30 protein-coding genes are annotated in these 25,639 nt (G+C 69.4%); 11 read left to right on the top strand and 19 right to left on the bottom strand.

Translation table 11 applies throughout. The annotated features are described in order from the left end of the window. Positions 1-57: 57 nt before the first annotated feature. Positions 58-1,032 (top strand): LLM class flavin-dependent oxidoreductase, encoded by a 975-nt coding sequence (locus HMPREF0591_RS22715; protein WP_007171024.1) that lies wholly within the window; start codon positions 58-60, stop codon positions 1,030-1,032. Positions 1,033-1,041: 9 nt separating this feature from the next. Here the strand turns inward: HMPREF0591_RS22715 and HMPREF0591_RS22710 are convergent, their stop codons facing one another. Then, entirely contained in the window at positions 1,042-1,827 is a 786-nt protein-coding gene (locus HMPREF0591_RS22710) for a spirocyclase AveC family protein (RefSeq protein ID WP_007171023.1), read from the bottom strand. 190 nt (positions 1,828-2,017) lie between these two features. Between HMPREF0591_RS22710 and HMPREF0591_RS22705 the strand changes: the two genes are divergently transcribed. Both HMPREF0591_RS22705 and HMPREF0591_RS22700 read left to right on the top strand, forming a co-directional pair. Next, positions 2,018-2,671, top strand: a complete 654-nt coding sequence (locus HMPREF0591_RS22705; protein ID WP_007171022.1) for a TetR/AcrR family transcriptional regulator — start codon at positions 2,018-2,020, stop codon at positions 2,669-2,671. Between the two features lie 17 nt (positions 2,672-2,688). Beyond that, a complete protein-coding gene (locus HMPREF0591_RS22700) occupies positions 2,689-3,891 on the top strand; it encodes a cytochrome P450 (protein ID WP_007171021.1) in 1,203 nt (400 codons plus the stop codon). Positions 3,892-4,018: 127 nt separating this feature from the next. On the opposite strand, the gene HMPREF0591_RS22695 is transcribed toward HMPREF0591_RS22700, so the two are convergent. From HMPREF0591_RS22695 to HMPREF0591_RS22665, 7 genes are all read right to left on the bottom strand, one after another. Beyond that, on the bottom strand, positions 4,019-5,008 hold the full coding sequence (locus HMPREF0591_RS22695; protein ID WP_007171020.1) for an alpha/beta fold hydrolase: 990 nt from the start codon (positions 5,006-5,008) through the stop codon (positions 4,019-4,021). A gap of 43 nt (positions 5,009-5,051) precedes the next feature. Further along, a complete protein-coding gene (locus HMPREF0591_RS22690; protein ID WP_007171019.1) occupies positions 5,052-6,062 on the bottom strand; it encodes a zinc-dependent alcohol dehydrogenase in 1,011 nt (336 codons plus the stop codon). Between the two features lie 87 nt (positions 6,063-6,149). Further along, positions 6,150-6,644: a lipoprotein LpqH gene (locus HMPREF0591_RS22685; RefSeq protein ID WP_007171018.1), complete on the bottom strand. Its 495-nt coding sequence runs from the start codon at positions 6,642-6,644 to the stop codon at positions 6,150-6,152. Positions 6,645-6,728: 84 nt separating this feature from the next. Next, positions 6,729-7,457 (bottom strand): hypothetical protein, encoded by a 729-nt coding sequence (locus tag HMPREF0591_RS22680; RefSeq protein ID WP_040623747.1) that lies wholly within the window; start codon positions 7,455-7,457, stop codon positions 6,729-6,731. Then, positions 7,457-8,329 carry a TIGR03619 family F420-dependent LLM class oxidoreductase gene (locus tag HMPREF0591_RS22675; protein ID WP_007171016.1) on the bottom strand — a complete coding sequence of 291 codons (873 nt, stop codon included), beginning with the start codon at positions 8,327-8,329 and terminating at the stop codon, positions 7,457-7,459. Before HMPREF0591_RS22675 ends, HMPREF0591_RS22680 begins: the two co-directional genes overlap by 1 nt. Further along, positions 8,326-9,108 (bottom strand): SDR family NAD(P)-dependent oxidoreductase, encoded by a 783-nt coding sequence (locus HMPREF0591_RS22670; protein ID WP_007171015.1) that lies wholly within the window; start codon positions 9,106-9,108, stop codon positions 8,326-8,328. Before HMPREF0591_RS22670 ends, HMPREF0591_RS22675 begins: the two co-directional genes overlap by 4 nt. Positions 9,109-9,115: 7 nt before the next feature. Next, the gene (locus tag HMPREF0591_RS22665) at positions 9,116-9,913 is read right to left on the bottom strand and encodes an alpha/beta hydrolase (protein WP_007171014.1); all 798 of its coding nucleotides are present in this window, start codon (positions 9,911-9,913) and stop codon (positions 9,116-9,118) included. Positions 9,914-10,056: 143 nt separating this feature from the next. Here HMPREF0591_RS22665 and HMPREF0591_RS31330 point away from each other — a divergent pair, with 143 nt between their 5' ends. Then, complete coding sequence (locus HMPREF0591_RS31330; RefSeq protein ID WP_083212401.1) at positions 10,057-10,914, top strand: 5'-methylthioadenosine/S-adenosylhomocysteine nucleosidase family protein; 858 nt, start codon at positions 10,057-10,059, stop codon at positions 10,912-10,914. A gap of 3 nt (positions 10,915-10,917) precedes the next feature. Here HMPREF0591_RS31330 and HMPREF0591_RS22650 read toward each other — a convergent pair whose 3' ends face one another. After that, positions 10,918-11,772, bottom strand: a complete 855-nt coding sequence (locus HMPREF0591_RS22650) for a sulfurtransferase (RefSeq protein WP_040623646.1) — start codon at positions 11,770-11,772, stop codon at positions 10,918-10,920. 102 nt (positions 11,773-11,874) lie between these two features. Here HMPREF0591_RS22650 and HMPREF0591_RS22645 point away from each other — a divergent pair, with 102 nt between their 5' ends. The 5 genes from HMPREF0591_RS22645 to HMPREF0591_RS22630 all read left to right on the top strand — a co-directional run bounded on the left by HMPREF0591_RS22645 (position 11,875) and on the right by HMPREF0591_RS22630 (position 14,875). Then, positions 11,875-12,342 carry a hypothetical protein gene (locus tag HMPREF0591_RS22645; RefSeq protein ID WP_007171011.1) on the top strand — a complete coding sequence of 156 codons (468 nt, stop codon included), beginning with the start codon at positions 11,875-11,877 and terminating at the stop codon, positions 12,340-12,342. 13 nt (positions 12,343-12,355) lie between these two features. Beyond that, the gene (locus HMPREF0591_RS22640) at positions 12,356-12,805 is read left to right on the top strand and encodes a hypothetical protein (protein WP_007171010.1); all 450 of its coding nucleotides are present in this window, start codon (positions 12,356-12,358) and stop codon (positions 12,803-12,805) included. Positions 12,806-12,864: 59 nt separating this feature from the next. Further along, a complete protein-coding gene (locus tag HMPREF0591_RS22635; RefSeq protein ID WP_007171009.1) occupies positions 12,865-13,923 on the top strand; it encodes an APC family permease in 1,059 nt (352 codons plus the stop codon). Beyond that, a complete protein-coding gene (locus tag HMPREF0591_RS34095) occupies positions 13,887-14,195 on the top strand; it encodes a hypothetical protein (RefSeq protein ID WP_244269073.1) in 309 nt (102 codons plus the stop codon). Before HMPREF0591_RS22635 ends, HMPREF0591_RS34095 begins: the two co-directional genes overlap by 37 nt. A gap of 203 nt (positions 14,196-14,398) precedes the next feature. Beyond that, on the top strand, positions 14,399-14,875 hold the full coding sequence (locus HMPREF0591_RS22630) for an MPT63 family protein (RefSeq protein ID WP_007171007.1): 477 nt from the start codon (positions 14,399-14,401) through the stop codon (positions 14,873-14,875). Between the two features lie 38 nt (positions 14,876-14,913). Here HMPREF0591_RS22630 and HMPREF0591_RS22625 read toward each other — a convergent pair whose 3' ends face one another. The 7 genes from HMPREF0591_RS22625 to HMPREF0591_RS22595 all read right to left on the bottom strand — a co-directional run bounded on the left by HMPREF0591_RS22625 (position 14,914) and on the right by HMPREF0591_RS22595 (position 22,400). Further along, positions 14,914-16,059, bottom strand: coding sequence for a glycosyltransferase (locus HMPREF0591_RS22625; RefSeq protein WP_007171006.1), 1,146 nt, complete (start codon positions 16,057-16,059; stop codon positions 14,914-14,916). 85 nt (positions 16,060-16,144) lie between these two features. Next, entirely contained in the window at positions 16,145-16,930 is a 786-nt protein-coding gene (gene budA, locus HMPREF0591_RS22620) for an acetolactate decarboxylase (protein WP_007171005.1), read from the bottom strand. Between the two features lies 1 nt (position 16,931). Then, positions 16,932-17,135, bottom strand: a complete 204-nt coding sequence (locus tag HMPREF0591_RS22615; protein WP_007171004.1) for a hypothetical protein — start codon at positions 17,133-17,135, stop codon at positions 16,932-16,934. Positions 17,136-17,278: 143 nt separating this feature from the next. Further along, positions 17,279-18,802 (bottom strand): FAD-dependent monooxygenase, encoded by a 1,524-nt coding sequence (locus HMPREF0591_RS22610; protein ID WP_007171003.1) that lies wholly within the window; start codon positions 18,800-18,802, stop codon positions 17,279-17,281. Continuing rightward, positions 18,795-19,442 (bottom strand): TetR/AcrR family transcriptional regulator, encoded by a 648-nt coding sequence (locus HMPREF0591_RS22605; protein ID WP_007171002.1) that lies wholly within the window; start codon positions 19,440-19,442, stop codon positions 18,795-18,797. The genes HMPREF0591_RS22610 and HMPREF0591_RS22605 overlap by 8 nt, the downstream gene beginning before the upstream one ends. 144 nt (positions 19,443-19,586) lie before the next feature. Next, entirely contained in the window at positions 19,587-20,774 is a 1,188-nt protein-coding gene (locus HMPREF0591_RS22600; protein ID WP_007171001.1) for an AAA family ATPase, read from the bottom strand. 33 nt (positions 20,775-20,807) lie between these two features. Continuing rightward, positions 20,808-22,400, bottom strand: coding sequence for a Na+/H+ antiporter (locus HMPREF0591_RS22595; protein ID WP_007171000.1), 1,593 nt, complete (start codon positions 22,398-22,400; stop codon positions 20,808-20,810). A 234-nt stretch (positions 22,401-22,634) separates the two neighbouring features. Between HMPREF0591_RS22595 and HMPREF0591_RS22590 the strand changes: the two genes are divergently transcribed. Further along, complete coding sequence (locus tag HMPREF0591_RS22590) at positions 22,635-23,087, top strand: protease inhibitor I42 family protein (RefSeq protein ID WP_007170999.1); 453 nt, start codon at positions 22,635-22,637, stop codon at positions 23,085-23,087. Here the strand turns inward: HMPREF0591_RS22590 and HMPREF0591_RS22585 are convergent. After that, entirely contained in the window at positions 23,074-23,520 is a 447-nt protein-coding gene (locus tag HMPREF0591_RS22585) for a DUF1707 domain-containing protein (RefSeq protein WP_007170998.1), read from the bottom strand. The two genes, HMPREF0591_RS22590 and HMPREF0591_RS22585, sit on opposite strands and share 14 nt — an antisense overlap. Positions 23,521-23,581: 61 nt before the next feature. Here HMPREF0591_RS22585 and HMPREF0591_RS22580 point away from each other — a divergent pair, with 61 nt between their 5' ends. Next, positions 23,582-24,196, top strand: a complete 615-nt coding sequence (locus HMPREF0591_RS22580; RefSeq protein WP_007170997.1) for a TetR/AcrR family transcriptional regulator — start codon at positions 23,582-23,584, stop codon at positions 24,194-24,196. On the opposite strand, the gene HMPREF0591_RS22575 is transcribed toward HMPREF0591_RS22580, so the two are convergent. Both HMPREF0591_RS22575 and HMPREF0591_RS31325 read right to left on the bottom strand, forming a co-directional pair. Then, positions 24,193-25,467 carry an alpha/beta hydrolase gene (locus HMPREF0591_RS22575; RefSeq protein ID WP_007170996.1) on the bottom strand — a complete coding sequence of 425 codons (1,275 nt, stop codon included), beginning with the start codon at positions 25,465-25,467 and terminating at the stop codon, positions 24,193-24,195. The genes HMPREF0591_RS22580 and HMPREF0591_RS22575 overlap by 4 nt on opposite strands. Positions 25,468-25,496: 29 nt before the next feature. Next, on the bottom strand, positions 25,497-25,639 hold a 143-nt coding region (locus HMPREF0591_RS31325), incomplete at its 5' end, for a PPE family protein, SVP subgroup (RefSeq protein WP_007170995.1).

Below are 25,639 nucleotides of genomic sequence, written 5' to 3'. Positions count from 1 at the left end.
CGCCTTCGACTGAACGTGTAACGTACGTCGAACGAATAGCCTGGCTAGGAGTCTGCCGTGTACACACTGCGCTTCGACATGCGCGACCCCGAATGGGCCGCGTCTCCAACCGATCTGTACGCCGCGGCGCCCGACATGTGCGCCTGGGCCGAGGAGCACGGCGGTCTGGCCGCCGTGCTGTGTGAGCACCACGGGTCGGAGGACGGCTACCTGCCGTCGCCGTTTCTGCTGGCCTCGGCGCTGGCCGCGCGAACGCAGCGCCTGGCGTTGAGCCTGATCCTGATCCTTCCGTTCTACGAAACCGTGCGCCTCGCCGAGGACATGGCGGTTCTCGACATCATCAGCAACGGGCGGGCGTCGTACATCCTGGCGCTGGGTTATCGGCCCGAGGAGTTCGAGCACTTCGGTGTGCCGATCAAATCCCGTGGCCGCCTGTGCGACGAGAAACTCGCGCTGCTACGGCGGCTGCTCGCCGGTGAGACCGTCGTCGAGGACGGGCGGCGGATCACCGTGACGCCGCGCCCGCTGACTCCCGGCGGGCCGCAACTGATGTGGGGCGGCGGAACGGTCGCCGCGGCCCGCCGCGCCGGCCGGTACGGGCTGGGCATGCTGGGCAACGCCAACGCGCCGGGCATGCAGGAGGCCTACGAAGAGGCCTGCCGCGAGCACGGCCACCAGCCCGGGCCGACGATGTTCCCCAGCCGTGACACGCCCTCGGTGGTGTTCGTCGCCGACGACGTCGACCGGGCGTGGAAGGAGATCGGCGAGCACCTGCTGCACGACGTGCGCACGTACGCGGCGTGGAATCCGGGCGACGAGACGACCGCCGGCTTCTCGCATGTCGACACCGTCGACGAGCTGCGGGAGACCGGGACGTCGCACGTGATCATCTCTGTCCCCGAAGCGGTTTCGCGCGTGCGCTCCGGGCAGGTGCTCAACCTGTCACCGCTGTGCGGCGGGCTGCCGCCCGACATCGCGTGGCCGTACCTGCAGCGGGTGGGCGAAGTCGTGTTGCCCGAGGCGCTCGGGTGACGGTGATAGCTATTCGGGTTGGTTCGGCACGCCCGGGAACAGCTGCTCCGTCGGCCCGGCGGTCACCCAGCCGCCCAGCTTGGTGATCAGGTGGGGCGCGAAAACCGCGCCGTAGAGCACGTTTCCGACGACGATGACCGCGACGACGGAGAGCACCGACGATTGCAGCGGGGTCTTCGCCCTCTTGTCGGCCCACATCTCGATGACGTTGCGCCCCTCGGAGTCGGTTCGCCCCAGCAGGTAGGTGAACACCATCATCTGGATGGCCATCGCGAGGGAGTCGTAGAGCGGGTATTGGTGCACGGTTCCCTCGCGGATCGCCAGGCCGGGGATCACCCGGCCGTAGTAGAACACGCCGAGCTTGGCGCCCAGGAAGCCGTTGAAGAAGAGCGCCCAGCAGAAGCCGACGACGAGGCCGACGACCAATAGCGTTGGGGGCCTGCGCCATCCGAACCGCCCGCTGAGCCATCGCCCGAGGGCCGTGCCCGTCACGGCCGGCAGCACGAAGTAGGAGATGTAGCCGACGGGAACGAACAGGGGCAGCCCGCCCCACGTCACGTTCAGCGGCCACCACGACGGCATGCGCGGGATGGCCGGCGGGAATTGCGCGTACATCGCCCAGTCGTAGGGCGCCTCGATCCAGGAGAACGACATCGCCGAGATGCACAGCAGCAACAGTGGGTGCAGGCGGCGCCGCCGCACGCTCAGGTACACGCCGAGGGCGGTGAACGTGATGCCGCCGACGAGCGCGAAGTCGCTGGCCGCCTGCATCACGGGCGTCATCTGGGAGCTCACCGGTCGTCTCCCGGCGCCCGGCGCGCCTGTGGATCGAAGCGCAGCACCAGCCCGAATATCAGGACGATCAACCCGAACAGCGTGCCGAGCATGATGACAGCGCCCACTGTTGCACCCCTTTCGACGCTCGACTCGTTAGATAGTGCACACTATCCTAAAGGCAGTCAACCATCCGGATGGGAGCTCAACCGTGCCCCAGCGGCCACAGCCGAAGCGCGCCACACCGGCCGCTGCGTCGCGCCGGCCCCGCGGCGCCCCGCGCGGACTGCTGCTCGACGCGGCGCGGGCCCGCTTCGCGCGGCAGGACTATCGCAGCACGACGACGCGGGAAATCGCCCAGGCCGCGGGCGTTACCGAGCACCTGTTGTTCCGCCACTTCGGCTCGAAGGCGGCGCTGTTCCGCGAGGCGCTGGTCTTGCCCTTCACCGATTTCGTCGACGAGTTCGGCCGCACCTGGCAGTCGGTGATCCCCGAGGAGACCGACGAGCAGGAGCTGGCGCGACACTTCGTCGGGCAGCTCTACGACGTGTTCGTCGAACATCAGGGCCTGCTGTTGACGCTGATGGCGTCCGAGGCGTTGAGCGAGGAGGAGAAGGCCGACGCCGGCATCGCGGAGATCAGGCGAGCGATCAGGACGCTCGGCCGGATCAGCGCCGAGGGCATGCACCTGCGGGGTCTGCACTCCGAACATCCGGACCTGCCCGCCCACTCGACGGTGGCGATGATCGCCGGGATGGCCGCGCTGCGCTCCACCTATTTCGGGGGCAGGCCGCCCGCGCGAGCGGTCATCGTCGAGGAACTCACCCAGGCCGTCCTGCACGGCTTCCTGCATCGAAACGACTGAGAGCGAAGGGACTGACCATGCCGGGCACCAGCGCGGTCGACTTGTACTACGACCCGTTCGATTCGGACATCGACGACGACCCCTACCCGGTGTGGAAGCGGATGCGCGACGAAGCGCCGCTGTACTACAACGAGAAATACAATTTCTACGCGCTGAGCCGGTACGAGGACGTGGCGCGTGAACTGCCGAACTGGCAGACGTACCGATCCGGTCGCGGGACCACGGCCGACATCCTGTTCGCCAATATCGAAGTGCCGCCGGGCATTCTGTTGTTCGAGGATCCGCCGCTGCACGACCTGCACCGCCGCCTGCTGTCGCGGGTGTTCACGCCGCGGCGCATGCTGGCCGTGGAGGACCTGGTGCGCGGATTCTGCGTTCGGGAGCTGGACCCGTTGGTCGGTTCGGGCGGTTTCGATTTCATCGCCGACCTCGGGGCGATGATGCCGATGCGGACCATCGGATACCTGTTGGGCATTCCCGAAGAGGATCAGGCCTCGATCCGCGACCGCGGCGGGGCGTACATCGAGTTGTCCGAGGCGCGCGACCCCGCCGCGGTGAACGCGAAGCTCTTCGAGGACAGCATCGTGGTGTTCGCCGAGTACATCGAGTGGCGGGCGGATCACCCGTCGGACGACCTGATGACCGACCTGCTGCGGGCCGAGATCGACGAACCCGACGGCACGCGGCGGCGCTTGTCGCGTACCGAGGTGCTGGCCTACACGGCCATGATCGCCGGCGCGGGGAACGAGACCACCGCCCGGCTGATCGGCTTCATGGGCCAGCTGCTGGCGGATCATCCGGATCAACGCCGCGAACTCGTCGCCGACCCGTCGCTGATCCCCGGGGCGGTCGAGGAGACGCTGCGCTACGAGCCGCCGTCACCGGTGCAGGCGCGGTACGTGGCCCGCGACGCCGAACTCTACGGCCGGGTGGTGCCCGAGGGCTCGTACATGTTGCTGCTCAACGGGTCCGCCAACCGCGACGATCGTCACTTCGACGATCCGGACCGCTACGACATCCACCGCCAGGGGGGCCACCTGAGCTTCGGGCAGGGCCTGCACTTCTGCCTCGGCTCGGCGCTGGCCCGGATGGAGGGCCGGGTCGCCCTCGAAGAGGTCCTCAAACGCTGGCCCGACTGGGAAGTCGACTACGCCAACGCCCAACGGGCGCACACCGCGAGCGTGCGCGGATGGGCGCGCCTGCCCGTCGTCACGGGCTGAGCGGTAGTCGTGCGCCGCGCGCCCAGCGCTGGACGCTGAGCGCCGCAACTCTCCCCGAGTGTCACGCCAGCGTGGCGTGGGCGGTCGAGTGCCACGCTAGCGTGACGCTCGAAAGGCTGGGCGAAGGCTAGGACCCGCTTTGGTCCACCAATACCGCGCCGTCGGGCTGGTTGCCGAGCGTCTGCAGCGGGATATCGCCGCCCTGGGCCGTGAGGCGGACGATCTGGGCGAGCTGCCCGGGGGCGTCGCATTGCAGGTAGTGGTCGGCGCCGGGCACCACCCAGTAGCGGTTGCACCCGGGTTTGGTCTTCAGATACGCCTGCCAGACATGGTTGGGGACCCGCAGCGGCGCGATGCCGTCGTGCAGCCCCCACACCACGGTGGTGTCGACCGGGCTCTTGGAAAGCGCCTCCAGCCAACCCGTTTCGTCCGCGGCGCGCTCGTGCAGGTATTGGATGGTGTCCGGCAGGACCCGGATCCCGTCGTTGTGGGCGAAGCACTTCGCCAACGCGGCGATCTCCGGGTCGTCCGGCGTCCGCCTGGGCATGAAGGTGCTCGCTCCCAGACCGGCCGCCAGCATCTCCGGCGTCACCGCCGCCGCCGTCGCGCGCGCGGTCGCCGGGTCGAGCAGCGCGGTCTGAAACGCGGTGAGGTTGGACAGCGGCAGGTAGATGTTGGCGTTCGTCACGAAGAGGTCGATCGGTACGGCCGGCGGGTCCAGGGCCGCCAGCATCTCCAGCGCGATCATGCCGACGCTGCTGCCGCGGTCGTGGGTGAGCATGCGGTAGTCGGTCAGATTCCACACCTGGGTGATGGCGTAGACGAGCAGACGTGCGTCGTCGTAGAGCGAATACACGTACGGCTCAGGCGGTTTGTCGGACAACCCGTAGCCCGGGAAGTCCAGCAGGTAGATGTCGAACTCGGAGGCCAGGTCGCCTGCCAGCGCGAAATAGTCGATGCTCGACGTGGGGAAGCCGTGCACCAGCACCAGGGCGGGCGCGCCCGGTGTGCCGCAACGGCGACTGAATACCGCGACTTCGTGCGAGTCGTTGGCGGCGGTTGTCGACCGCCAACGCAGTTTCGTGCCGCCGCTTTGCCACTCCGCGAAGATGTCCAAGCTGCCAGCATCGCAGAGGCGATGGCGGGAGACAACCACGCGCCTACCGGAAGGTGACCACGACCTTGTCGGCGGCGCCGGGGGTGCCGGCCAGCTCGAGGGCTTCCCCGAGATTTTCGAAGGGGATGGTGTGGCTGACGATGAGCGCATACTTCTGCCACTGCGCGACGAGATCGTCGGTGACCTCGAAGATTTCGTCGGGGTAACCCATGCAGCCGACGATGCTGATCTCGTTGCTCATCACGTTGACGAATTCGACGGGAACCGGTTCCTTGTGCACCCCGACGATCGCCAGGGTGGCGCCCTTCTTGGCGGCCGCCAGCGCGGTGTTCACGACGGCGGGCGCGCCCGCGGCGTCGAGGTAGATGTCGGTGCCCGCCTTGCCGGGGAACACCGATTGCCCCTCGCCGTGCAGCTCGATCAGGCGGCGGACGACGTCCTCCTCGGCGGAATTGATGACGGCGTCGGCGCCGATGCGCAGCGCCTTTTCCAGGCGCGACGGGACGAGGTCGGCGACCACGACATGGCTGACCCCAACGGATTTGAAGGCCAGCGTGGCGCCCAGCCCGATCGGGCCGGCGCCGAACACCACGACCTTGTCCGACGGTTCGGGTTTGCAGCGGTTGACGCCGTGGCGCGCGACGGCCATCGGCTCGTTGAGCGCGGCGACCTCCCAGGGGATGTGGTCGGGGATGACCTCCAGGCTGGTGCCGCGGACGGCGTTCTCGACGAGCAGGTAGTCACCGAGCGCCCCGCCGGCCCCGCCGTTTCCGATGATCCCGCTCGCGGCGGCCATGGGGTTGATCACCACGTGGTCACCGACCGCGAGACCGGAGACCCCCGAGCCGACTTCGACGACTTCCCCGGCCGGTTCGTGCCCGAGCGGCATGCGGCCCTGACGAGGCGGGATGCCGCCGATGGCGATGTAGAACGCGTCCGAACCGCAGATGCCGCAGGCGCGCATCCGGACGAGCACGTCCCGCGGGCCCGCCTGAGGGCGGTCGGCGTCGACGACCTCGGCCTTGCCGGCGCCGGTCACCATGGCCAGCTTCATGACCCACTCCCTGCGGTTTACGGTGCGTGCCCCCGCCCGCAACCCTGTAGAACTGTGGCGGTCAAGTCAATACCCCGGGCTACCGACTCACGGACAGGTGACGTGCACCCCGAAAGTCACAGGCCGCGTGCCGCTTTGGCCCGGGGTGGTCGCCTGGCCGGTCCCGGTCACGGTGTAGCTCTTGTCCTCTTTGGTCGCCAGCACCTGGGTTGCCGACTTGGTCGCCTGATAGGGGAGTTGGTACTGCCCGGCCGGCAGCGTGAGCGAGATCGCGAATCCGTCGACCATCGGCGGCTTTTCGTCCGAAAGCGCCAGCGACACCGACGCCGTGTCGTCCTGCACGCGGATGCGGGTGGTCAGGTCGCCCGACTCCGGCGGCGACGCGTTCGGTTGCGCTGCCGAACTGGTGCAGTCGACCCGCGCGGTCATGGTGTGCTTGTTCCCGTCGATCATGACGGTGGTGGTCACGGAAACCGGGGTTGAACTCGTGGTGGACGCCGGCTGGCCGCCCTTGCCGGAACACCCGGCCAGACCGGCCACCAACACGATCCCGGCGGCCCCGAGGATGCACGGGTTCGTCATCTCACCTCCTTTGCCCGCGAGGACTATAGGTGCCATTCGTTTCGGGAAGGTCTCATCTCTCTGGCGGCGAGCCGACCGCACGGTTTACCGCCAGGCTTCCCAATTCACCATGCTGCGCAGGGGACCGGCAAATTGCGGGCGCACCGCGCCCGACCGCCACCGTTCCTCGATGACGGGGGCCAGCGCGTCGGTGGTGGTCAGCGGGTCGTCGTCAAGGTAGACGACGGTGATGTATTGGCGATCCGTTCGCCAGCCCCGCGGCAGGTGGCTCCAGCCGGCGCTGGAACCGAACGTCCACGCGCCGGCGGTGCCCGGCACGGCGAGCAGGCGCGGATGGTGTTCGGCGTGCAGCCATTGCAGCCACTCGTCCGGGCGTCGCCCGTCGGTGGGTTCTTCGACGATCAGCACGACGCCGCGGTGCGGCCGGAACGGCACCACCTCGGCGGAAACAAGCGCTCGCGGCGACGACCGCCATTGCAGCAAGCGCAGGCCCGCCACTTGCAGCGACGGGCGGACGACGGGGAACCGGCCGTTCTCGCGCAACGCGCGGCCGAGCGCGACGAAGTCGTCGAAGGTGTCCTCGACGGGCGCGCCGACCAGGTAGTGCACCGCGTTGCCCAGCTCGCCCAGCGGGCCGTCGGCCGCCAGGCGGTGCCGGGGGTAGTCGCCGTCGGCGATCCAGCGCAGGCCGTGCACGATTCCGGGCAGCTGGTACTGCTCGGGCATGTGATCGAGCAGGTGCCAGCGCAGGTAGCTGCCGTCGTCGTCCGGCGCGGCGGCGGTGAGGCTGAAGATGCCCGCCCTGACGCGTATCACGCCTCACCCCCCGGGGAGTGCAGTTCGGCGAGCGCCTGCAGGTTGTCCAGGTAATGCGTCAGCGAGGTGTGCCGGAAGACGGCGGGCACGATGGTGGCGCCGTGCGCGGCGGCCTCGCCGACGGCATCGCGGGTGCGCTCCGGCTCGTCGATCGGGTCCAACGGTGCCGGCGGCGGCAGCACGACCTCGAAACCCGGCCGAAGCTCGAAGCGGCGCAACCAATCTCGCGCCTGCTCCAGGCCGACGGCGAAGGGCGCCCAACCGTCGCCGAGCGTCGCGGCGCGGCGCAGCGACCGCAGGGTGCGCCCGCCGACCCAGATGGGCACCCGGGCTTGCACCGCGCACGGGTCGACGACCATGCCGTCGAACGAATAGAACGCGCCGTGGTAGGCGGGTTCGGGCACGGACAGCGAGGCGCGCAACGCTTCGAGGGCGTCGTCTGCTCGCGGGCCGCGGTCGGCGAAGGGCGCGCCGAGGAGGTCGAACTCCTCCTCGAGGCTGCCGACGCCGACCCCCAGGACGAGCCTGCCGTTGCTGACCCTGTCCAACGTGCCGTAGCGCTTGGCGATCTCGAGCGGATGGTGGTAGCCCAGCACCAGCACGTTGGTGGCCAACCGGATTCGTCGGGTGCGCGCGGCCAGGTAGCCGAAGGTGGCCAGCGGATCCCAATAGCGGGTGCCGCGGCGCTGCGCCTCGGCGGCGGGCAGCGCGACGTGTTCGCTGCACGTCAGGTGGTGATAGCCGAGTCGGTCCGCGGCTTCGGCGATGTGGGCCAGGTCCTCGATGGAGGCGTCTTTTTCCCAGGCGCCGCTGGCCCTGGGGAACATGGTCACCACGGGTGTCGCCACCGAGAGTCGAACGCCGCTCATCCCTGCATGTACCCCCCGGCGTCGACAGGGATCGATTGGCCGGTGATGGTCCGGCTCTCGTCGCTGGCCAGGAACAATGCCAGGTTGGCGACGTCGTCGGGTGTGGAAATGTCTTGCAGCGCCGTGCCTTTGAGGGCCTTGGCGCGCTGGGTGGTGAAGTCGACCCCCTGTTCGTCGGCGGTGCGCTGGACCCATCGACGCCACAGCTCGGTGTCGATGGCGCCGGGCACGATGCAGTTGCACCGGATGCCGTGGGGGCCGACCTCGAGCGCCACGGCCTTGGTGAACGCCCGAAGGGAGGCCTTGGCGGTGACGTAGTGGCTCTTGCGGACGACGCCGGAATAGCCTGCCGTGGAGGAGAAGTTGAGGATGACGCCGCGCCGGCGCGCCAGCATCGACTGGTTGAGCACCTCCCGCGTGCACAGCATCGCCGCGGTGACGTCGATCGCGATCGTGGCGTTCCAGTTCTCCAGCGTCTGCTCCCAGATCCAGCGGTCCTGTCCCGGCGCGGCGGCGTTGTTGCACAAGATGTCGACGTGGCCGAATTCGGTGACGGCGCGCGCCACCATGGCGGCGACGTCGCCCTCGTCGGTCACGTCCGCGCGCATCGCGACGGCACCGGGTCCGGCCGCCCGCGCGGCCTCGCGAACCAGCTCTTCGCGCCGCGCCGCCAGCAACACCCTGGCGCCTTCGGACACGAACAGCGCGCCCAGCACCGGTCCCAGGCCGGTGCTCGCGCCGGTGATGATCGCGACCTTGCCGGCGAGCCGGCCCGTCATCGCGCGGTCAACTTGCCGGAACGCATATTTCGATCCAGGCGTGGATTCGTTCGGCAACGGCGCGCCATCCGGGGTCGAGCATCATGTCGTGGCTCATCTTAGGGAAGATTTCGGCTTCGGTGCCGTAGGCGGCCGCCGTGGCCCGGACTTCCCGTGTGGTGAAGCACACGTCGTCTTCGGCCCCCAACACCAACAGGGGGGTGGTGACGCGGTGGGGTTGGGGCAGGTCGTGCCAGAGCATGTCGATCGCGATCCGCAGCGCGTACTCTTCGCCGAGTTCCGCGGTATAGCGCGCGACGTCGGCGTCGGCGGCAGACCGCGCGAAGAACGTCTCGCGCGCCAATTCCGGTGTGCCGCCGACACCGCGCAACGACTTGGCCACGGCCAGGCCGGTGGCGGTGTACCACGGGTGCCGTCTGAATCTGCGCGCCAGGAATCCCAGGATTCCGCTCGCGGGTGCCGAGGCGAGCAGCACGGCGGCCGCGGCGTCGTGCGACTCCAAAAACTTCTGTACCACGAAGCCGCCCATGGAGTGTCCGACGACGATGGGTCGTTCGGGCGGGCCGTCGGCGACCGCGGCGACGTCGGTAACGAAGTCCGCGATCGAGCAGAGTCGCATCGACCTGGGCGCCGGGCTCTTGCCGTGCCCGCGCAGGCTCAGCGCCACCGCCAGGTGGCCCCGATCGGCGAAGAAGTCGAGGAAATGCTCGTCCCAGCACCAAGCGCCATGCCACGCCCCGTGCACGAATAGCACCGGAGGCTTGCGGGATTCGCGCTGCGGCTTTCGTTCGATCACTTCCAGCATGAGCGTGCTCCTCGGTCGGCCGCGCCCCCGGGTTTGGCTGCAACGCCGCTGAGACTAGCCGCTGGCCCCGCCGTGCCGGACCGGAATCAGCAAACCTGGACCGAAGGGCGCCCGACGGGGTCGGCGTGGCGTTTACTGGGGCGGTGGGCGAGGCGGGTCGGCGCGAACGGCGCACCCTGGTGCTGTCCGCGTTCCCGGGCGAAGCCGACGCGGTGCTCTCGCACACCGCGCTCGATCCCGATCCGGTGGTGATCGCCGGCGGCCGCCACTTCTACCTGGGGGCGATCGCCGGCAAGAAGGTGATCGTCGCGATGACCGGCATCGGTCTGGTCAACGCCACCGACACCACCGTGGTCGCCCTGGCCCGCTTCGGCATTGGCGCCGTGGTGTTTTCGGGGGTCGCCGGTGGGGCGGGGCGCACCCGCATCGCGGACGTGGCGGTGCCGGCCCGGTGGACGCTGGACCACGGCAGGACGTTTCGCCCGGTCGACCCCGACATGCTCGGCGAGGCCGGAAAGCTTTCGGTCGCACTGGAAAGCGTCGTGCGGCGGATCGATCTGCGGCGCCGACCGCGGGTCGTCGTCGGCGGCGACGGCTGCAGTTGGGACAACAACAACGGTGTGGCGTTTCCGTGCATCCCCAATGGCGGCGACGTTTTCGGCTGCCAGCCCCGCACCGCGCCGGATTGGTCCCGCCGGTACACCGGCAACTTCCGGCAAGCGGGGGGCCGCTGGCTGCGAAGCGCCCTGATCAGCAACCTGAAGATCGTCTCGAGCTCGGACCCGGCCTTCGACGCGACGGACATGGAGACCGCGGCGGCCCAGGCTGTGGCCGACGAGTACGGCATCCCGTTCCTCGGCATCCGCGGCATCACGGACGGGCCGGGCGACCCGCTTCGCCTGCCGGGCTTTCCCTTTCAGTTCTTCTGCTACAAACGGATCGCGGCGGTCAACGCCGCCCGGGTGACCGCCGCCTTCCTGCGGAACTGGGCCGGCGCCTGATCGCTACTCGGGGCCGCGGGCGACCGCGCGGCCCGGATCCGAGCACCACTCGGACCACGATCCCGGAAACAGCGCCACCTCCCGGCCCACCGCCGCCAGCGCCGCGACCGTGACGCTGGCGGTCACGCCGGAACCGCAGTAGGCGGCCACGGCGCCGTCGTGGTCGATCCCGCGGTCGGCCAGCAGCCGGTTGAGCGCACCGGCGCCGGCGAACGTGCCGTCGGGCGTCAGGATGGCGGTGCTCGGCAGGTTGGTGGCGCCGGGGATGTGCCCGGCCGCCGGGTCGATCGGTTCGACCTCGCCGCGGAAGCGTTCGGGCGCCCGCGCATCGAGCAATGTCACGCCGGCCGCGCCGGCCTGCTCGGCCGTCAGGGTGGGACGGCCCCCGGCGTACAGATCATCATGCGGCACAGTGACATTCCCGGGCCGCGGGGTCACCTCGCCGGTTTCGAGCCGACCGCCGTCCGACCGCCAGGCGGCCAGGCCACCGTCCAGGATGCGCACGTTCGGCAGGCCGGCCGCCGTCAACACCCACCACGCCCGAGCCGAACCGGCGCGGTTCCAGTCGTCGTAGACGACCACCGGCGAGTCCTGCCGGATGCCCCAGCGGCGCGCGGCGGCCCGCAGGTCGGTCCCCGACGGCAGCGGGTGGCGGCCGCGTCCGGCGACCGAGTGATCGCTGAGTTCCTCCTCGAGGGACACATACACCGCGCCCGGCAGGTGCCCGGCCAGGTAGGCCGGTCGCCCGTCCGGTTCGTCGAGCCGCCAACGGACGTCGAGGATGCTGACCGCCTCACCGGCCTCGAGCAACGCAGCCAACTCCGCGACGGTGACCAACACCTGGTCTCGGGCTCCCACCGATTCGCCTCCCTGATCGTCTGCACAGAGCCTAGCGGCGTTCCCCATCAGCAAACGAAGGCGTAGCGTCTTGATGGGCGATAGGGCGGATCGGAGTGGGTCGTGGCGCGCATCAGCTACACATTCACCGCGGCCCTCGCGGTCGCGTCGGCCGTGCTGACGGCCGTCCCCGCCGAGGCGACGCCAAACACCCAGTGCGCGCTGACGACTCCCGTCCGGGAGGTGCGGCACGTGTCCCAGCTGCCACCCGAGCTCGTCAAGCTGCTTCCGCCCGTCGCCGACATCGGCGCGCCCTTCAACGCGACCGACTCGGTCAGCGATCCGACACTGCCGTTCCGCCGGCTGATCCGGGCCGGCAATCGCGACGCCGACTGGTTCGTGTGGTACGAGCACGGCGGTGTCGGTTACTTCTGGCAGGCGGTGGTCGCGCGAGTCGTGCCCGGCAGCGACCCGAAGGTATTGGCCAACGCCGGAACGATTTCCGACACGCTGTGCCGGCTCACCGATGGCGCATTCGCCGGCGTCGTGCCCCCTTACCCGCCCGGATCCTGGGCGGCCTCCGACTTTTGAGGAAGCACCGGCCATGAACACCCCCGAGCAATCGCACACCCGCACCCGCAACTTCGCCCGCGTGCTGGGCCCGTACCTCACCATCGTGCCGATCACGGTCGCCGTGCGCGGCTCCTACATGCAGACGCTGTTCACCGAGTTCAAGGCAAATCCCATGTGGCCCTGGCTGTATGGGGCCATCCTCTTGATGGGCGGCCTCTTCATCATCGCCTTCCACCAGTATTGGCGAAGCCTCGCGGCGATGATCGTATCGGCGGTGGGCTGGTTCTTCGCGATACGCGGCGTGCTGCTGTTGACCCTTCCGCGCGCCTACGACGCGGCCGGTGACGCCATCTACAGCTCGGGCATGTCCATTGCGATATGGGTGATGTTCGCCTGTCTCGCGTCCGCCGGCGTGTACCTGACGTACGTCGGGTGGAAGCCCGAGCGCGGCGCGGTGGCCGACGATCCGGACAAGCATTGACCGCGGCGCGGTGCCGTGGCCTTCGCCGGTTTCGGCAGCGACCGCCATATCGTTGACGGATGCCGCCCGAAATGCACGGTGAGGTAAGCGCGCATCGCCCGTCCGGTCAACTCGGGACCGCACAGCTGGTGGCCATCGGTATCGGTGGCATGGTCGGCGGTGGGATTTTCTCGGTTCTGGGCCTGACCGTGCAGATCGCCGGCGCCGGCGCCTATCTTTCGTTCGTCGCCGGTGGGGTGATCGCGGCGCTCACCGGGCGGTCGTATGCGTTGCTGTCCGTCCGCATCCGCAGCCGCGGCGGGACCGCGTTCTTCCTGGACAAGTGCTTCGGTACCGCCATCGGCGGGCCATTGAATGTGCTGCTGTGGCTCAGTTACTTTGTGATGCTGGGTCTCTACGCCGTCGCGTTTGGGAGCTATGGCGCCGCGTTGCTGGGCGCCGATCCCAATGGTCCTTGGCGCCGCGTCCTCGCCAGCGGCGTCGTGCTGGCCTTCATGGCGCTGAATCTCGCCGGCGCGCGCATCGTCGGGCGCGCCGAAGCCATCCTGGTTTACGGCAAGCTCGCGATCCTGCTGCTCTTTTGCGTCGCCGGGCTGGCCTTTGTACACGGCGACCGGGTTTCGCCGGCCCACTACCCGTCGATTGGTGTCATCGTCTACGCGGGTGCGCTGATCTTTTTGGGATACGAGGGCTTCGAGCTGATCGCCAACGCGGCCGAGGACGCGATCGATCCGCCGCGCAGTCTGCCGCGGGCGTACCTGATTTCGATCGGGGTGGTGATCCTCCTGTACGTCCTGGTGGCTTTCGTCGCGGTCGGGAATCTCAGTGTCGTGCAGATCGACCGCGACCGCGACTACGCGCTGGCCGCCGCGGCGCGCCCGTTTCTCGGGTCGGCCGGTTTCATTCTGATCGGCATCGCCGCGGTGATCTCCACCGCGAGCGCAATCAACGCAACCCTCTACGGCACGGGGAAGTTCACCTACCTGATGGCACGCAACGGCGAACTGCCGCCCGGCCTGGCCAAGCCCGTATGGGATCGCCCGATCGGCGGCTGCTCTCCACGACGGCCGGGACTTTGGCGGTGGTCAACGCTGTGCACATCGAGGGCATCAGCCTGATGGGGTCGGCCGGATTTCTGCTGATCTTCGCCGCCGTCAACCTCGCCGTGCTGCGGTTTAGGGTCCGCCGGACAACCAAACTGCTGGCGGTCCTCGGCGCGGCCTGCTGCCTGGGCGCCCTCGGTGCGATGACGACATACACCGCGACGAAGATGCCCGGCCAGCTGTGGGTCCTTGGCGGCTTCCTGCTCGGTGCGGTGGGCGTGGAAGGCCTGGTCCGGCTGCGTGGTCGAAGCGTCAGCCATCCGCCGCTGTCATTACCGCAGCGATAACGACCGTCGCGGATTGTCCTGACAATAGCTCTCCCCGATTCAGGGCCCGCAAATAATGCGCCGACTAATTGGCCGACGTGACTTCCAAGAAGGTTGAGGTCAAATGGCTCTATTGGGAAAGGGGCCGCGGTGGACACGATCAAGTCTCCAGAGTCGATTGGCGACGAATAATTCGTTGCACAAGCGAGTAGGGAGAAACACCAGTGAAGATCACAAAATTGATGGTGGCCGCGCTAGCAACCCTCGCCACTGCAATGGCTGGCATCACCGCACCGACCGCATCGGCCACTTATCCGGTCGTCGGCAAACTGGGCAGCGAGCTGACGATGACCGACAGCGTCGGCCAGGTTGTCCTGGCGTGGACGGTCAGCAACCTCCAGCCCAGCAACGACGTGACCCCCGGTTACACGCCGACCGGCAAGCTGTGGGAGGCCACGGCGACCGTCAGGTCGATCCGGGGCACTGTCACTCCCGCGATTTCGCAGTTCAACGCCATCGCCCCGAATGCGGCCGCGTACCGGGTTCTTTGGTATGTCGCGAGCCCGACGAACATCAGCGGCGCGACCATTCCTGACGGTGCGCAGGCGACCGGCAAAATCCACTTCGACGTCACCGGCCCGGCGCCGACCACGGTGACGATGAACAACGGGATGGAAGACCTGCTCATTTGGGGACCGTGAGACCGGCCTCCGTTAGATAACCGGGAAACGCGCAGGCGTTACGCGGTTTGTTCGGAATCGGCGCCCGGGTCGTCCAGCGCCGGCGCTCCCAACGACGCCAGCATGCCCGTCGCGGCCCGGTGCCAGGTGAAGTTCTCGGCGCGGCGCCGCGCGGAGACGCGACGGTAGTGCTCGGGACGACGGGTGACGGCGCCGACCGCCCGCGCGATGGCGGCCGGATGGTTGTCCGCCAGGGCGCCGCTGTCGGCGGTGATGATCTCGCTCAGCGCCGACGTGCGCGACACCACCGCGGGCGTCCCGCAGGCGAGCGACTCCAGCGCGGCCAATCCGAACGTTTCGTGCGGCCCGGGCGCCAGCGACACGTCGGCCGTGGCCAGCAGGCCGGCCACCGTGTGCCGGTCGGAGACGAATCCGGTGAAGTCGACCGGTAACCGGGCGGCCTGCCGCTCCAGCCGGGCGCGCAACGGACCCTCGCCGACGACGACGAGCCGCGCGTCGATCCCGGCGTGGCGCAACTCGCCGACCGCGTCGATGCTGCGGTCGACGCGCTTTTCCACCGACAGCCGGCCGCAGTGGACCAGCAGCAGCTGGCTGGGTGTGGCCCAGCGTCGACGCACCAGGTAAGAGTGCCGGCGCGGGTGAAAGGTCTGCAGGTCGACCCCCAGCGGAACGGTGACAGTGTTGGTCGCGCCGATGCGGTCGAACTCCTCGCGCGCGAAACCGGTGGTGCACACCACCGTGTCGTAATCGGCGGCGGTGCGCGCGTTGGCCAAATCGGCGAACTTGACGGCGGCCCGGTGTGGAAGTAGTTGCCCGACAAGCCGATCCAACCGCTCGTGGGAGATCATCACCGTCGTCGCGCCGTGGTCGCGGCCCCACCGGCCCAGTGACCGCAGCGTGAGCCGGTCCGACACCTCCAACGCGTCGGGCCGCAGCGCCTCCAGCAGCGTCTTGACCGGTCCGGGCATCACCGCGCGGTAGCCGCCGGTGAGGGGAATCAGCCGCGCGGGCAGCGTGATTCGCACCACGCCGGTACGCAGGAGGCTGCGCTCGGCCCGCTGGCCGGGAACGATCAGGAACACCTCGTGCCCGCTGGCGCAGTATTCGGCGCCCAGTCGGTCCACCGCGGTGCGAAGGCCGCCGGAGCGAGGGCCGTAGAAATTGGCGACCTGTACAACGCGCATAACGTGAGGACACGCGGCGCGCGTGTGCACTCAACAATGTGCGCTTGACGCGGGCCTGAACAGTCCATGAATTCCGGCGAACCGGCTATGTCTGGTCGGAGCCTTCGGCTTTGTCGATCCGCTCGGCGATGTCGGCGCCGGACAACTGGGCGCCGAGGAAGTCCCCGGAGGTGGGCAGGCTCAGATGCAACTGCGAAGCCCCGCTGACCGCGACGTCTCCGCGCTCGAGGGTGAAATCGAGGACGTGACCGCCGCCGGTGCGGTCCTCGTTGAGGAAGTGCAGATGATACCCGGCGACCGAGATGCCCTGCTCGAAGTCGGGGGTGCGGAACCCGACGACCGTGCCGGACACGTCGGTGAAGACGGTCTCGGCCTGCTCTTCGGTGGCCCGGGTCAGGGGCGGGTAGGGCGGCTTTTGCGCCATCACGGTGCGGGTGTGCAATTCGGCGAAATGCCCGGTGATCCGGATCGCGTAAATCAGGTTGGCGCTTTTGATTTGGCGGTCGATCGCGGCGGTCACCTCCGCGCGGGCGGTGCGCGCCCGGATCGCGATCTCGAAGTCGCTGTGAAACCGGGTCACCGCCGCGAAGGGGCTGCGGTCGTCGGGCGCGGCCCGGCTCGAGGTGCCGTCCGCGCGCAATCGGTAGCAGACGCCGTCGAGAATCACCATCTCGCCGTCGAGGTGGTTGAAGGTGCCCAGCCCGAAGTCGCCGTGGCGCAGGATCTCGGCGACGGTGACGTCCCCGTCGTACACGCCCTCGAGCAGGGCGCTGATCGTCGAGAACTGGTAAACCTCGGCCTCGTGTTGGTGGGTGAGAAGCGTTGCGGCCCAATGCCGGAAGCGCTCGTAGGCGCCTGAATGTGCGTCCATGCTATTCGAAGGGGTCGTCGTGCAGCTGTGCGGCCAGGTCGGTGTTGCGGCTGTAGTCCACGGGCACGTCGATCAGGGACGGTCCCTCCTCGGCCAGCGCCCGGCGCAGGGTGGCGGTGAAGGCGTACTGCACGCCCTGCGCGGACAGGACGTCGACGATCCGCTGTGCGCTGCGCACGGGCTCAGTGGGGTCGGTGCGGGCCATGTGCCCAGCCAAGCACTGGATGTCCCGTGCCGCGATAGGACCTGGCGTGCGTTCTTGGCTTTGCGGGTGCGTCCAGGGCGGCGACACGCCGAGCGGGCCCGCCGTGGGCGCACACCCGATGGGCGGCGTCGGGCCCGCGCCCCTTAACCGCTGGACTCCCGTCCGAACCAGCGCCGCAGCGCCGCACGCAAACCGGCCTGTGCGACCGGCCCGAATTCGCCGGCCGCCCAGGCGACATAGCCGTCGGGCCGGATCAGCAGCGCCGCGGCGGGGCGGTCGTCGAGCGTCGCGGTCACGACGTCGACCCGATCGGCCCAGCCCGACGCCGTGGCCCCGGCGCCGCCGTCGAAGTCGAGCAGCACCGGACGCGCGCCGTGCAGCAGCTCGGTGACCCGCCGGCCGTCCGCGAGGGTCAGCTCGGGCACGGACCAACCCGACAACGGATGGTCGTCGCCGACGTCATAGCGCACGTCGGTTCCGGCCAGCAGCGCGGCCATGTGCTCGGCGACGCCGGGCAGGGTGAAGAATTCGCCCAGCAGCGTGCGGAGCGCGGCGACCTCGGGGCCGGGAAACATGAGCGCCGTCTGGGCCTGCGAGTGCATCATCACGCGCTCGCCGACGGGATGCCGTTCGGATTCGTAGGTGTCGAGCAGTCCGGTGGGCGCCCACCCGTTGATCTCAGCGGCGAGCTTCCAGCCCAGGTTCATGGCGTCTTGCAGACCGAGGTTGAGGCCGGGGCCGCCCATGGCGCTGTGGACGTGGGCGGCATCGCCGAGCAGCAGGGCACGGCCGTCGCGGTAGCGCGACGCGTGCCGCGTATTCCAGCCGTTGATGCGGCGCAGGGCATGCGGCCCGGCGCCTTTCGGCTCCTCGAAGGGGAAGTCGGTACCGAGCACCCGCCGGACACTTTCGCGCAGTTCGGCCAGGCTCATCGGCTCGTCGTCGACGAAGGGCGCAAATTCGACGGTGCCCAGCAACGCCCTGCCGGGCTCGAATTCGGCGAAGATCAATCCGCCGCTGTCGAATCGGCTGTGGCCGAAGGGAAGCGGACCGAACCCGGGGATGTCGATGACGCCGTCGGGTCGGCGGAGCCGCTCGGGGATGTGCACGTGGGCGAGCCGGCCGACCGTCGCAGAGGTGCTGCCGGGAAAGTCGATTCCCAGTGATTTGCGGACCAGGCTGTGTCCGCCGTCGGCGCCAACCAGGTAGCGCGCGGCGATGCCGTATCCGCTTTGCGGCGAAGATACCGCCAGCGCAACGGATTCCGCACCCGGCCGGATGCCGGTGAGTTCGTGGCCCCAGCGAAGGTCTACCCCGAGATCGCGGGCCCGCTTCTCCAGCAGCCGTACCAGCTTGGGTTGAGGGATGAGCATCGCATACATCGGGTTGTCGGGTACGCCGGAGAAGTCCAGCGGCATGGCTGAGAACATCCAGCCGGGGCTGGGTTGGGGCGGCTGGTCGTCGCCGGTGAACGCCTGGTAGAGGCCCCGCATGTCGAGCGTCCGAACCACCTGGCCGACAAGGCCATTCGCCTTCGGCTCGTCGCTCGGCCCGGGCAACCCGTCGAGCACGACCGGACGGATGCCTGCGAGCGCGAGCTCGCAGGCCAGCATGAGCCCGTTGGGGCCGGCGCCGGAGACGACGATGTCGGCGTGTTCGTCAGCCACGGGTTTTCTCCTTACGCTTGGTGGGTTCGGGCAGGCCCGCGCTGACGGCGGCGAAGCCGGCGCGAATCAGGTCGGTGATGGCGACCGGCGGGTCTGCGCGCACGTAGGCCTCCGCCGCGGCGTCGCCGACCGCGCGCACGACCGCCACCACCAGTCGCGGGTACAGGTCGTGCTCGGGATCGGTGCCGGTGCGCTCGGCAATCACGGCCAGCCATTCGTCGAATACCCGCTTCGGCAATGCGTTTCGCACCTGTGGGTTCAGCAGCATCTTGCGCACCTCGACGAGTTCCTGGCGCGTCGGCACCAGGTTTTCCTCCCCGTGCGCCTCGCCGAAGTCGGCCTCCAGCGGTTCGAGCACGACGTGTGTGATCGACGTCCACAGCGGCTCGTCGGCCGGGCGCTGCCGTAACGCGGCGATGCTGCGGCGCATCCGCTCGGTCTGCCGGTAGGCGAGGGCCTCGTACTTGCCGCCGAAGTAGTTGTTGAAGGTGCGCAACGAGACACCGGCCAGATCGGCAATGTCCTCGCGCGTCACGTTGTCCAGTCCGCGCTCGAAGGCGAGGTTGAGCGCCGCGTCGCTGAGCGCGCGCCGGGTGTCGGTCTTCTTGCGCTCGCGCAGCCCGCGCGGCTGTTCGGTCATGGGCGCCACCCTAGGCAAAAATTGCCCGGTGGGCAAGATTGCCTATCGGGCAAGAAGTGTTGAGTGTGCCTTCCTGGCTTCGCGGGTGCGTCCAGGGCGGCGACACGCCGAGCGGGCCCGCCGTGGGCGCACACTCAACGGAAACTAGCGCCGGCCCCAGTCCCACGGTGGCGTGCTCAGCAGCCCCTGACCGGCGACGCGCGTCTCGCCCCACTCCTTGTAGAGCTCGATCTCGACGGCTCGGTCCGTTCCTTCGGCCTCGGCGACCGGCACGGTGTCGAGGAATTCGAGCAGCGCGCGCGAATGGGTGACCACCAGCACCTGCGTCCGTGCGGCGGCGGTGCGGATCAGCCCCGCGAGCGGGCGCACGAGGTCGGGATGCAGCGAGGTCTCCGGCTCGTTGAGCACCATCAGCGACGGCGCCCGCGGGCTGGACAGCGCGGCGGCCCACAGCAGGAATCTGATTGTGCCGTCGGACAATTCGGCGGAGCGCAGCGGCCGCAGCATGCCGCGTTGGTGCAGCTGCAGGTCGAAGATCCCGTCGTGCTCGGCGACCGACACCGTGGCGCCGTCGAACGCGTCGGCGACGGCGCGGCTCAGGTCGTCGAAACCCGCCTCGATGATCGTCTGGATGGCGGCGGCCAGGTCGCTCCCGTCGTCGGAGAGCACCGGGGTGCGCGTGCCCACCTGCGGATGCCGCGCCGGCGCCCCGGCGTCGACGCGGAAGCCGTCGTAGAACCGCCACCCGCGCAGCCGCTCGCGCACGGCGGCGAGTTCGGGCAGCGCGTGCGGGTGGGCGTACTCGGCCAGCACGCTGCGATACGGCGGCAACGAGCGGGACAACTCGTCGAACCCGCGCCCCGAGTCCGCGCTCACCTCGGCGAACTCGCGCGTGCGGCGCACCAGCGTCGCGCTGGCCCGCAGCACCGGCCCCGCGAACAGCGCCTCCCGCTTGATCTCGGGATCGCGCCCGAAGGCGGACTTGATCCCCGCCATCTGCGGCATGCCCAGGTCGACGAGGTAGCCGAAATCATCTGAGGCAAAACCCATTTCGAGGGACACCGGCCGGGTGCGCACCGTGCCCTCGGCCTTGCCGGTGCGGTGGGCGCCCTTGAGCTCCTCGGGGCCCGCCCACAGCGCCGACTGCAACCCGCCCTCGCGGGCGAGCGACGCGATCACCTCGCCGCGGCCGCAATCGGCCAGCAGCCGCAGCGCGCGATACAGCGACGACTTGCCGGCGCCGTTGGCGCCGGTGACGACCGACAGCCGGCCTAGCGGCAGGATCACCTCGCGCAGCGAGCGATACCCGCGGATCGCCACCGTCTGCAACATGGAGCCGACTGTACGGTCGAGGACCGACGCGCCCTACTCGTTGTCGGCGGCGTCCAGCAGCTGCACTTCCTCGAGGTCCATCTCGTTCTGCAGCTCGCGCAGCACGATGTCGTCGATGAGGTTGCGGTTGCGCAGCGCGGTGATCTCGCGGCGCTTCTGTTCCAGCACGCCCAGCCGCACCCGGCGCACCAGGTCCTTCTTCTTGACCAGATGGTCGCCGGTCGAACCGTCCTCGGTGGCCAGCGCCAGGGCGGCCTTCTCCTCGTATTCCTTCTGCAGCCGGCGCCGCAGGTCGTCGCCGATGCCGACTTCGTCGGCGACCGTCGGCAACGCGTCGAGGGCGGCCCGAACGCCGCGGGTGCGGGCCAGTTGCAACTCCTCCGCGTGGGCGAGGTCCTCGGGCATCTTCGCCCAGCGCACCACCGCGGGCAGCGTGGTGCCCTGGACCAGCACCGTCACCAGGATGACGACCACCACGACGAAGATGAGCAGGCTGCGGTCGGGGAAGGGTGCGCCGCTGAGCGTGGTGGTCGGGACGGCCAGCGCCGCGGCCAGCGAGACCGCCCCCCGGAAGCCGGCCCAGGCGGTGACGAAACGCTGACGCCAGCCGACGCGACGTTCGCGCTGCACCTCCCGGCGATCGATCAGCCGGATCAGCAGCACGGTGATCTCGCCCCAGAAAATGCGCGACAGGATCACCACGGCGGTGACGGCGAGCGCGATGAACAGGGCGTGCCGGATCCCGCCGTCCACACCGGCGATGCCGCGCAGCGCCCCGGGGATCTGGACGCCGACGAACACCCACAGCGACCCGTTCAGCAGGAACGTCGCGCTGTCCCAGAACGCGTAGGCCTGCAGGCGGGATCGCGCCCGGATCACCACCGGCCCGGCGTAGGCGAGCACCAGGGCCGCGACCATCACCGCGACGACCCCGCTGCACTCCATGCTCTGCGCCAGCAGGAAGGCCGCGAACGGCGTCAGCAGGCTCAGCGCGCCTTCCTCCTGCGGGGCGTCGATTCGCTTGCGCAGCAGCGTGACCGCGCCGCCGACCAGTAGCCCGGCGGCGATGCCGCCCAGGTACGAGCCGACGAAACGGACCACCAGGTCGGTCGGGCCGATCGCGGACCCGCCGATTGCGACGTGCACCGTGACGGCGAACAGGACCAGGGCCGTGCCGTCGTTGATGAGACTCTCGGCCTTGAGGACGGTGACCGACCGGCGGGGCAACTTCTTCGCCAGGCCGGCGACGGCCGCGGCGTCGGTGGGGGACAGGACGGCGCCCAGCACGGCCGCCGTGTGGGAGTCCATGCCCAGCGCCCGCGCGGTCCACGACACCGCGACCGCCGTCGCGATCACCAGGGCGACGCTGAGGAAGACGATGATGCGCGCGTTCGCCCGGATCTCACGGAAGCTGGTGTTCAGGCCCTCCCAATAGAGGATCGCGGGCAGGAACAGCAGCAGCACGATCTCGCCGTTGATGTGCACGTGGGCGAAGCTGGGGATCAGACCCAGCAGCGTGCCGAGCACGATGAGCAACACCGGGGGACCGACGCGGTAGCGCCGGCCGAGCACCGTCCCGACGATGACGGTGGAGACGAGCGCAACGATCAGGACGAGGCCAAACACCAGCCCATCCTGCCGGACACGCCCGCTGCGCGCCGATCGGGTGGTCGCGTGCCGGCTTTGTCACATCGGTCACTTCAGCCCCGTGCGGGGAGTGCCGGCGTGACTCTCGAATTTGATAGCGCCGGCGCTATCAAATTCGAGAGTGCGGTGGTGCCCACGGGCTCGGCGCGCGCGGGCCGGCCGGGAGCCGGTCCCGCAAGTGCCGCCCACACGCCGCACGCGCAACAGGCCATAATGGGCTCGATGACTGTCGGGAAGATCAGGCTCTTGGTGACCGTCGCCATGCTCGTTTCGCCGATGTTGGTGGGCTGCCACTTCGCTTCCAGGAACCCCCCGTCGACCAAGACGCTGCAGGTGCCGATGACCGACGTGCTGACCAAGGACACGGTCAAGCAGAGCATGACCCTGTCCGTCGGCAACACGCTGGTGGTGAAGCTGGGCTCGAATTACACCACCCCGTACCGATGGGCGCCGGACATGAAGGTCGGCGAGCCGGCGGTGCTCAAGCAAATCAGTCACGAGTTCGTGCCGCCGAGCTCCGACGCGCTGGGCGCGCCGGGCATGGAGGTGTGGAAGTTCACGGCGCTCAGGCCCGGGACCACGACGATCGGCACGTCCTACACCAGCTTCGTCGGCAAGGACCCCAAACCGGCGTGCACCTACACGGCCACCATCACCGTGCAGTAAACCGTTCCGCCACACAGCCTTTCGCCGCCGGGCGGACGCCCAGCGCGTGGCTGAGCACGCCGATCCCCGCGCCGAGGATGGGCCAGACCGGCCAGAAGTACGTCGCGTCGGTGGTGGCGGCGACGGCCGCCCACACGGTCAGCACGACGACGGTCATCACGAGGTAGGCGGCCAGGTGAAGGCGCACGCCGCGGCGGGCGGCCTCGACGCGGGCGGCACGGCGGCGCGGGTCGGCGCGCCGGATGCGTTCCAGCGGCAGGTCGGCGAGGATCCGGTCGAGTTCGCCGGTGGTGTGCGCGCCGAACACCGCCTGCGTCCGTTGCTCGTATTCGTCGAGATTCAGGTAGCCCTGCGCGAGCGCCTGGCCGAGGCGGTCGGCCGCCCTCTCCCGGTCGCGGTCGCCGGCGCGGGGGGTCATGAGCTGCTGGTCCATTTCGTCCCCTTCCAGAGATGTGAATGGCTTTAACATAGTCCGCAATGTTAATGTCGTCAACATGGCACGGGAGCGGAAATCGGCGGCGCACCGCGACAGCTACCACCACGGCGACCTCAAACGCGCCCTGAGCAGCGCGGCGTTGTCACTGGTGGCCGAGAAGGGACCGAAGGGCTTCACGCTGACCGAGGCGGCGCGGCGCGCCGGGGTCAGCGCCGCCGCCCCGTACCGGCACTTCGCCGATAAGGCCGCGTTGCTCGCGACGGTGGCCGAACAGGGCTTCCGGGACCTGCACGCCGCACTCGCCGCGGCCGGCGACGCCGCGCCCGACCCGAAGGACCGGGTGGCCGAGCTCGGTCGTGCGTATGTGCGCTGGGCCGTCGCCCACCCGGATCACTACCGGGTCATGTTCGGTGCCGAGCTGTCGAAGGCCGATCATCCCGACCTGGCGGCCGCCGGCGAGCAGGCCTTCGGTGACCTGCTCGGTGCGATCGCGACCTGTCAGGAGGCGGGCCTAGTCGGCGGGAACGACCCGCGCGAACTCGCCGCGCCGCTGTGGGCGCTGGTGCACGGCGTCGCGTCGCTGGCGATCGGCGGCGAGCTGCGCACGGTCGGCATCGAGCGGGACCCGGAGGCCATCATCGCCAGCGTGGTGACCCAAATGCTGGGCGGCTAGGCGACATTGGCCTGGCGGAGCGTCGCGTAGACCTCGGCCAGGAATTGCTCGACGGCGACGGCGCTGTGCACCGCGCGCGCCGAACCGAAGATGTCGAAAGCGTGCTGGGTGAACGGCAATTCGGCGTACACGACGGGCTGGTTGCTCACCTGCCGCAGCCGCTCGACGAACGCGCGCGCCTGCTCGACGGGCACCAGCGAGTCGTTGCGGCCGTGCAGGACGAAGAACGGGGGAGCGTCGGCCGACACGTGGTTCACCGGCGAGGCGGTGATGAACGGCTGCATGTTCGTCGACGGGCGTTGCTTGACAACGGACTTGACGAGCAGCGCGGGCATCATCGGGTGCATCGCGTCGTTGAAGCGGGTGAAGTCGTAGACGCCGTAGAACGGCACCGCCGCCTGCACCCGCGTGTCGGCGTCCTCGAAGCCGGGCTGGAACTGCGGGTCGTTGGGGGTGAGCGCGGCCAACGACGACAGGTGGCCGCCGGCCGAACCGCCCGTGATGGCGATGAATTCGGGGTCGCCGCCGTACTCGGCGATGTGCGCCTTCACCCACGCGAGCGCGCGCTTGACGTCGACGATGTGGTCGGGCCAGGTGTTGCGCGGGCTGTGCCGGTAGTTGATCGCCACGCACACCCAGCCCAACTCCGCCAGGTGGCTCATCAACGGGTGTGCCTGTCCGCGTTTGTTTCCCGTCGTCCAGGCGCCCCCGGGAATCTGGAACAGCACCGGAGCCTTGCCGGTCGGGTCCAGGTCGGGGCGGCGCCAGATGTCGAGGAAATTGGCGCTGCCGAATTCGCCGTAGCTGATGTTGGCGTCGTGCGCGTAGTCGCGGTAGATGCGCATCATTCGCAACAGCCCCGGCGTCTTGGCGGTGCCGCTGCCGGCCGGGCGGCGCCACAGATCCCCGGCTTCGGTGAGGCGCGACGCGCCCAGGCCGCGGTCCAGTGCCTCGGTCAGCGGCACGTTGGCCTTGTGCCCGGCGCGGCTGAAGTTCAGCAGGCCCAGCGCCGACACGCCCGCGACCGCCCACGCCGCGAACCGCACCGGCCGGGTCAGGCGGCGGGCGGTCAGCGCCAGGCCGCCGAGCTGGCTGACCAAGGTCTGCAGCGGCAGCTCGGTGACCACCAGCCCGAACATCCACGAGAACAGCGAGAGGTATCCGCTGCGCGCCAACGGCCGGTAGGCGTTGAGCGTGGACAGCGCGGTCACCGCCGTGACCACGAGCGACCCGATCTGCCGGATGACGTGGATGATTCGTGCTGTCCGCATGGGCTCACCTTAACGAGGCGCGGCGCGCCTCAGGCGAACACCGTCTTGGGCATCACGGTGGGCTTCACCCCGTACCGCGGGGTGCTGAAGCCGTAACCGCCCCTGCCGGCCGCCGCCATCGCCGGCATCCCCGCCGGCACCGCCGTGACCGGCCCCGCCTCCTCCGGCGCCA

The sequence above is a fragment of the Mycobacterium parascrofulaceum ATCC BAA-614 genome, assembly GCF_000164135.1.
GTDB lineage: Bacteria > Actinomycetota > Actinomycetes > Mycobacteriales > Mycobacteriaceae > Mycobacterium > Mycobacterium parascrofulaceum.
This window is presented reverse-complemented; position numbering and strand designations above follow the sequence as displayed.

What these genes read in the sequence shown, in the direction of transcription:
- HMPREF0591_RS22700 (WP_007171021.1), top strand. Translation starts at nt 2,689, where the DNA reads ATGCCGGGCACCAGCGCGGTCGACTTGTACTACGACCCGTTCGATTCG.
- HMPREF0591_RS22690 (WP_007171019.1), bottom strand. Translation starts at nt 6,062, where the DNA reads ATGAAGCTGGCCATGGTGACCGGCGCCGGCAAGGCCGAGGTCGTCGAC.
- HMPREF0591_RS22685 (WP_007171018.1), bottom strand. Translation starts at nt 6,644, where the DNA reads ATGACGAACCCGTGCATCCTCGGGGCCGCCGGGATCGTGTTGGTGGCC.
- HMPREF0591_RS22675 (WP_007171016.1), bottom strand. Translation starts at nt 8,329, where the DNA reads ATGAGCGGCGTTCGACTCTCGGTGGCGACACCCGTGGTGACCATGTTC.
- HMPREF0591_RS22670 (WP_007171015.1), bottom strand. Translation starts at nt 9,108, where the DNA reads ATGACGGGCCGGCTCGCCGGCAAGGTCGCGATCATCACCGGCGCGAGC.
- HMPREF0591_RS22665 (WP_007171014.1), bottom strand. Translation starts at nt 9,913, where the DNA reads ATGCTGGAAGTGATCGAACGAAAGCCGCAGCGCGAATCCCGCAAGCCT.
- HMPREF0591_RS22640 (WP_007171010.1), top strand. Translation starts at nt 12,356, where the DNA reads ATGAACACCCCCGAGCAATCGCACACCCGCACCCGCAACTTCGCCCGC.
- HMPREF0591_RS22635 (WP_007171009.1), top strand. Translation starts at nt 12,865, where the DNA reads ATGCCGCCCGAAATGCACGGTGAGGTAAGCGCGCATCGCCCGTCCGGT.
- HMPREF0591_RS22625 (WP_007171006.1), bottom strand. Translation starts at nt 16,059, where the DNA reads ATGCGCGTTGTACAGGTCGCCAATTTCTACGGCCCTCGCTCCGGCGGC.
- budA (WP_007171005.1), bottom strand. Translation starts at nt 16,930, where the DNA reads ATGGACGCACATTCAGGCGCCTACGAGCGCTTCCGGCATTGGGCCGCA.
- HMPREF0591_RS22615 (WP_007171004.1), bottom strand. Translation starts at nt 17,135, where the DNA reads ATGGCCCGCACCGACCCCACTGAGCCCGTGCGCAGCGCACAGCGGATC.
- HMPREF0591_RS22605 (WP_007171002.1), bottom strand. Translation starts at nt 19,442, where the DNA reads ATGACCGAACAGCCGCGCGGGCTGCGCGAGCGCAAGAAGACCGACACC.
- HMPREF0591_RS22600 (WP_007171001.1), bottom strand. Translation starts at nt 20,774, where the DNA reads ATGTTGCAGACGGTGGCGATCCGCGGGTATCGCTCGCTGCGCGAGGTG.
- HMPREF0591_RS22590 (WP_007170999.1), top strand. Translation starts at nt 22,635, where the DNA reads ATGGGCTCGATGACTGTCGGGAAGATCAGGCTCTTGGTGACCGTCGCC.
- HMPREF0591_RS22585 (WP_007170998.1), bottom strand. Translation starts at nt 23,520, where the DNA reads ATGGACCAGCAGCTCATGACCCCCCGCGCCGGCGACCGCGACCGGGAG.
- HMPREF0591_RS22580 (WP_007170997.1), top strand. Translation starts at nt 23,582, where the DNA reads ATGGCACGGGAGCGGAAATCGGCGGCGCACCGCGACAGCTACCACCAC.
- HMPREF0591_RS22575 (WP_007170996.1), bottom strand. Translation starts at nt 25,467, where the DNA reads ATGCGGACAGCACGAATCATCCACGTCATCCGGCAGATCGGGTCGCTC.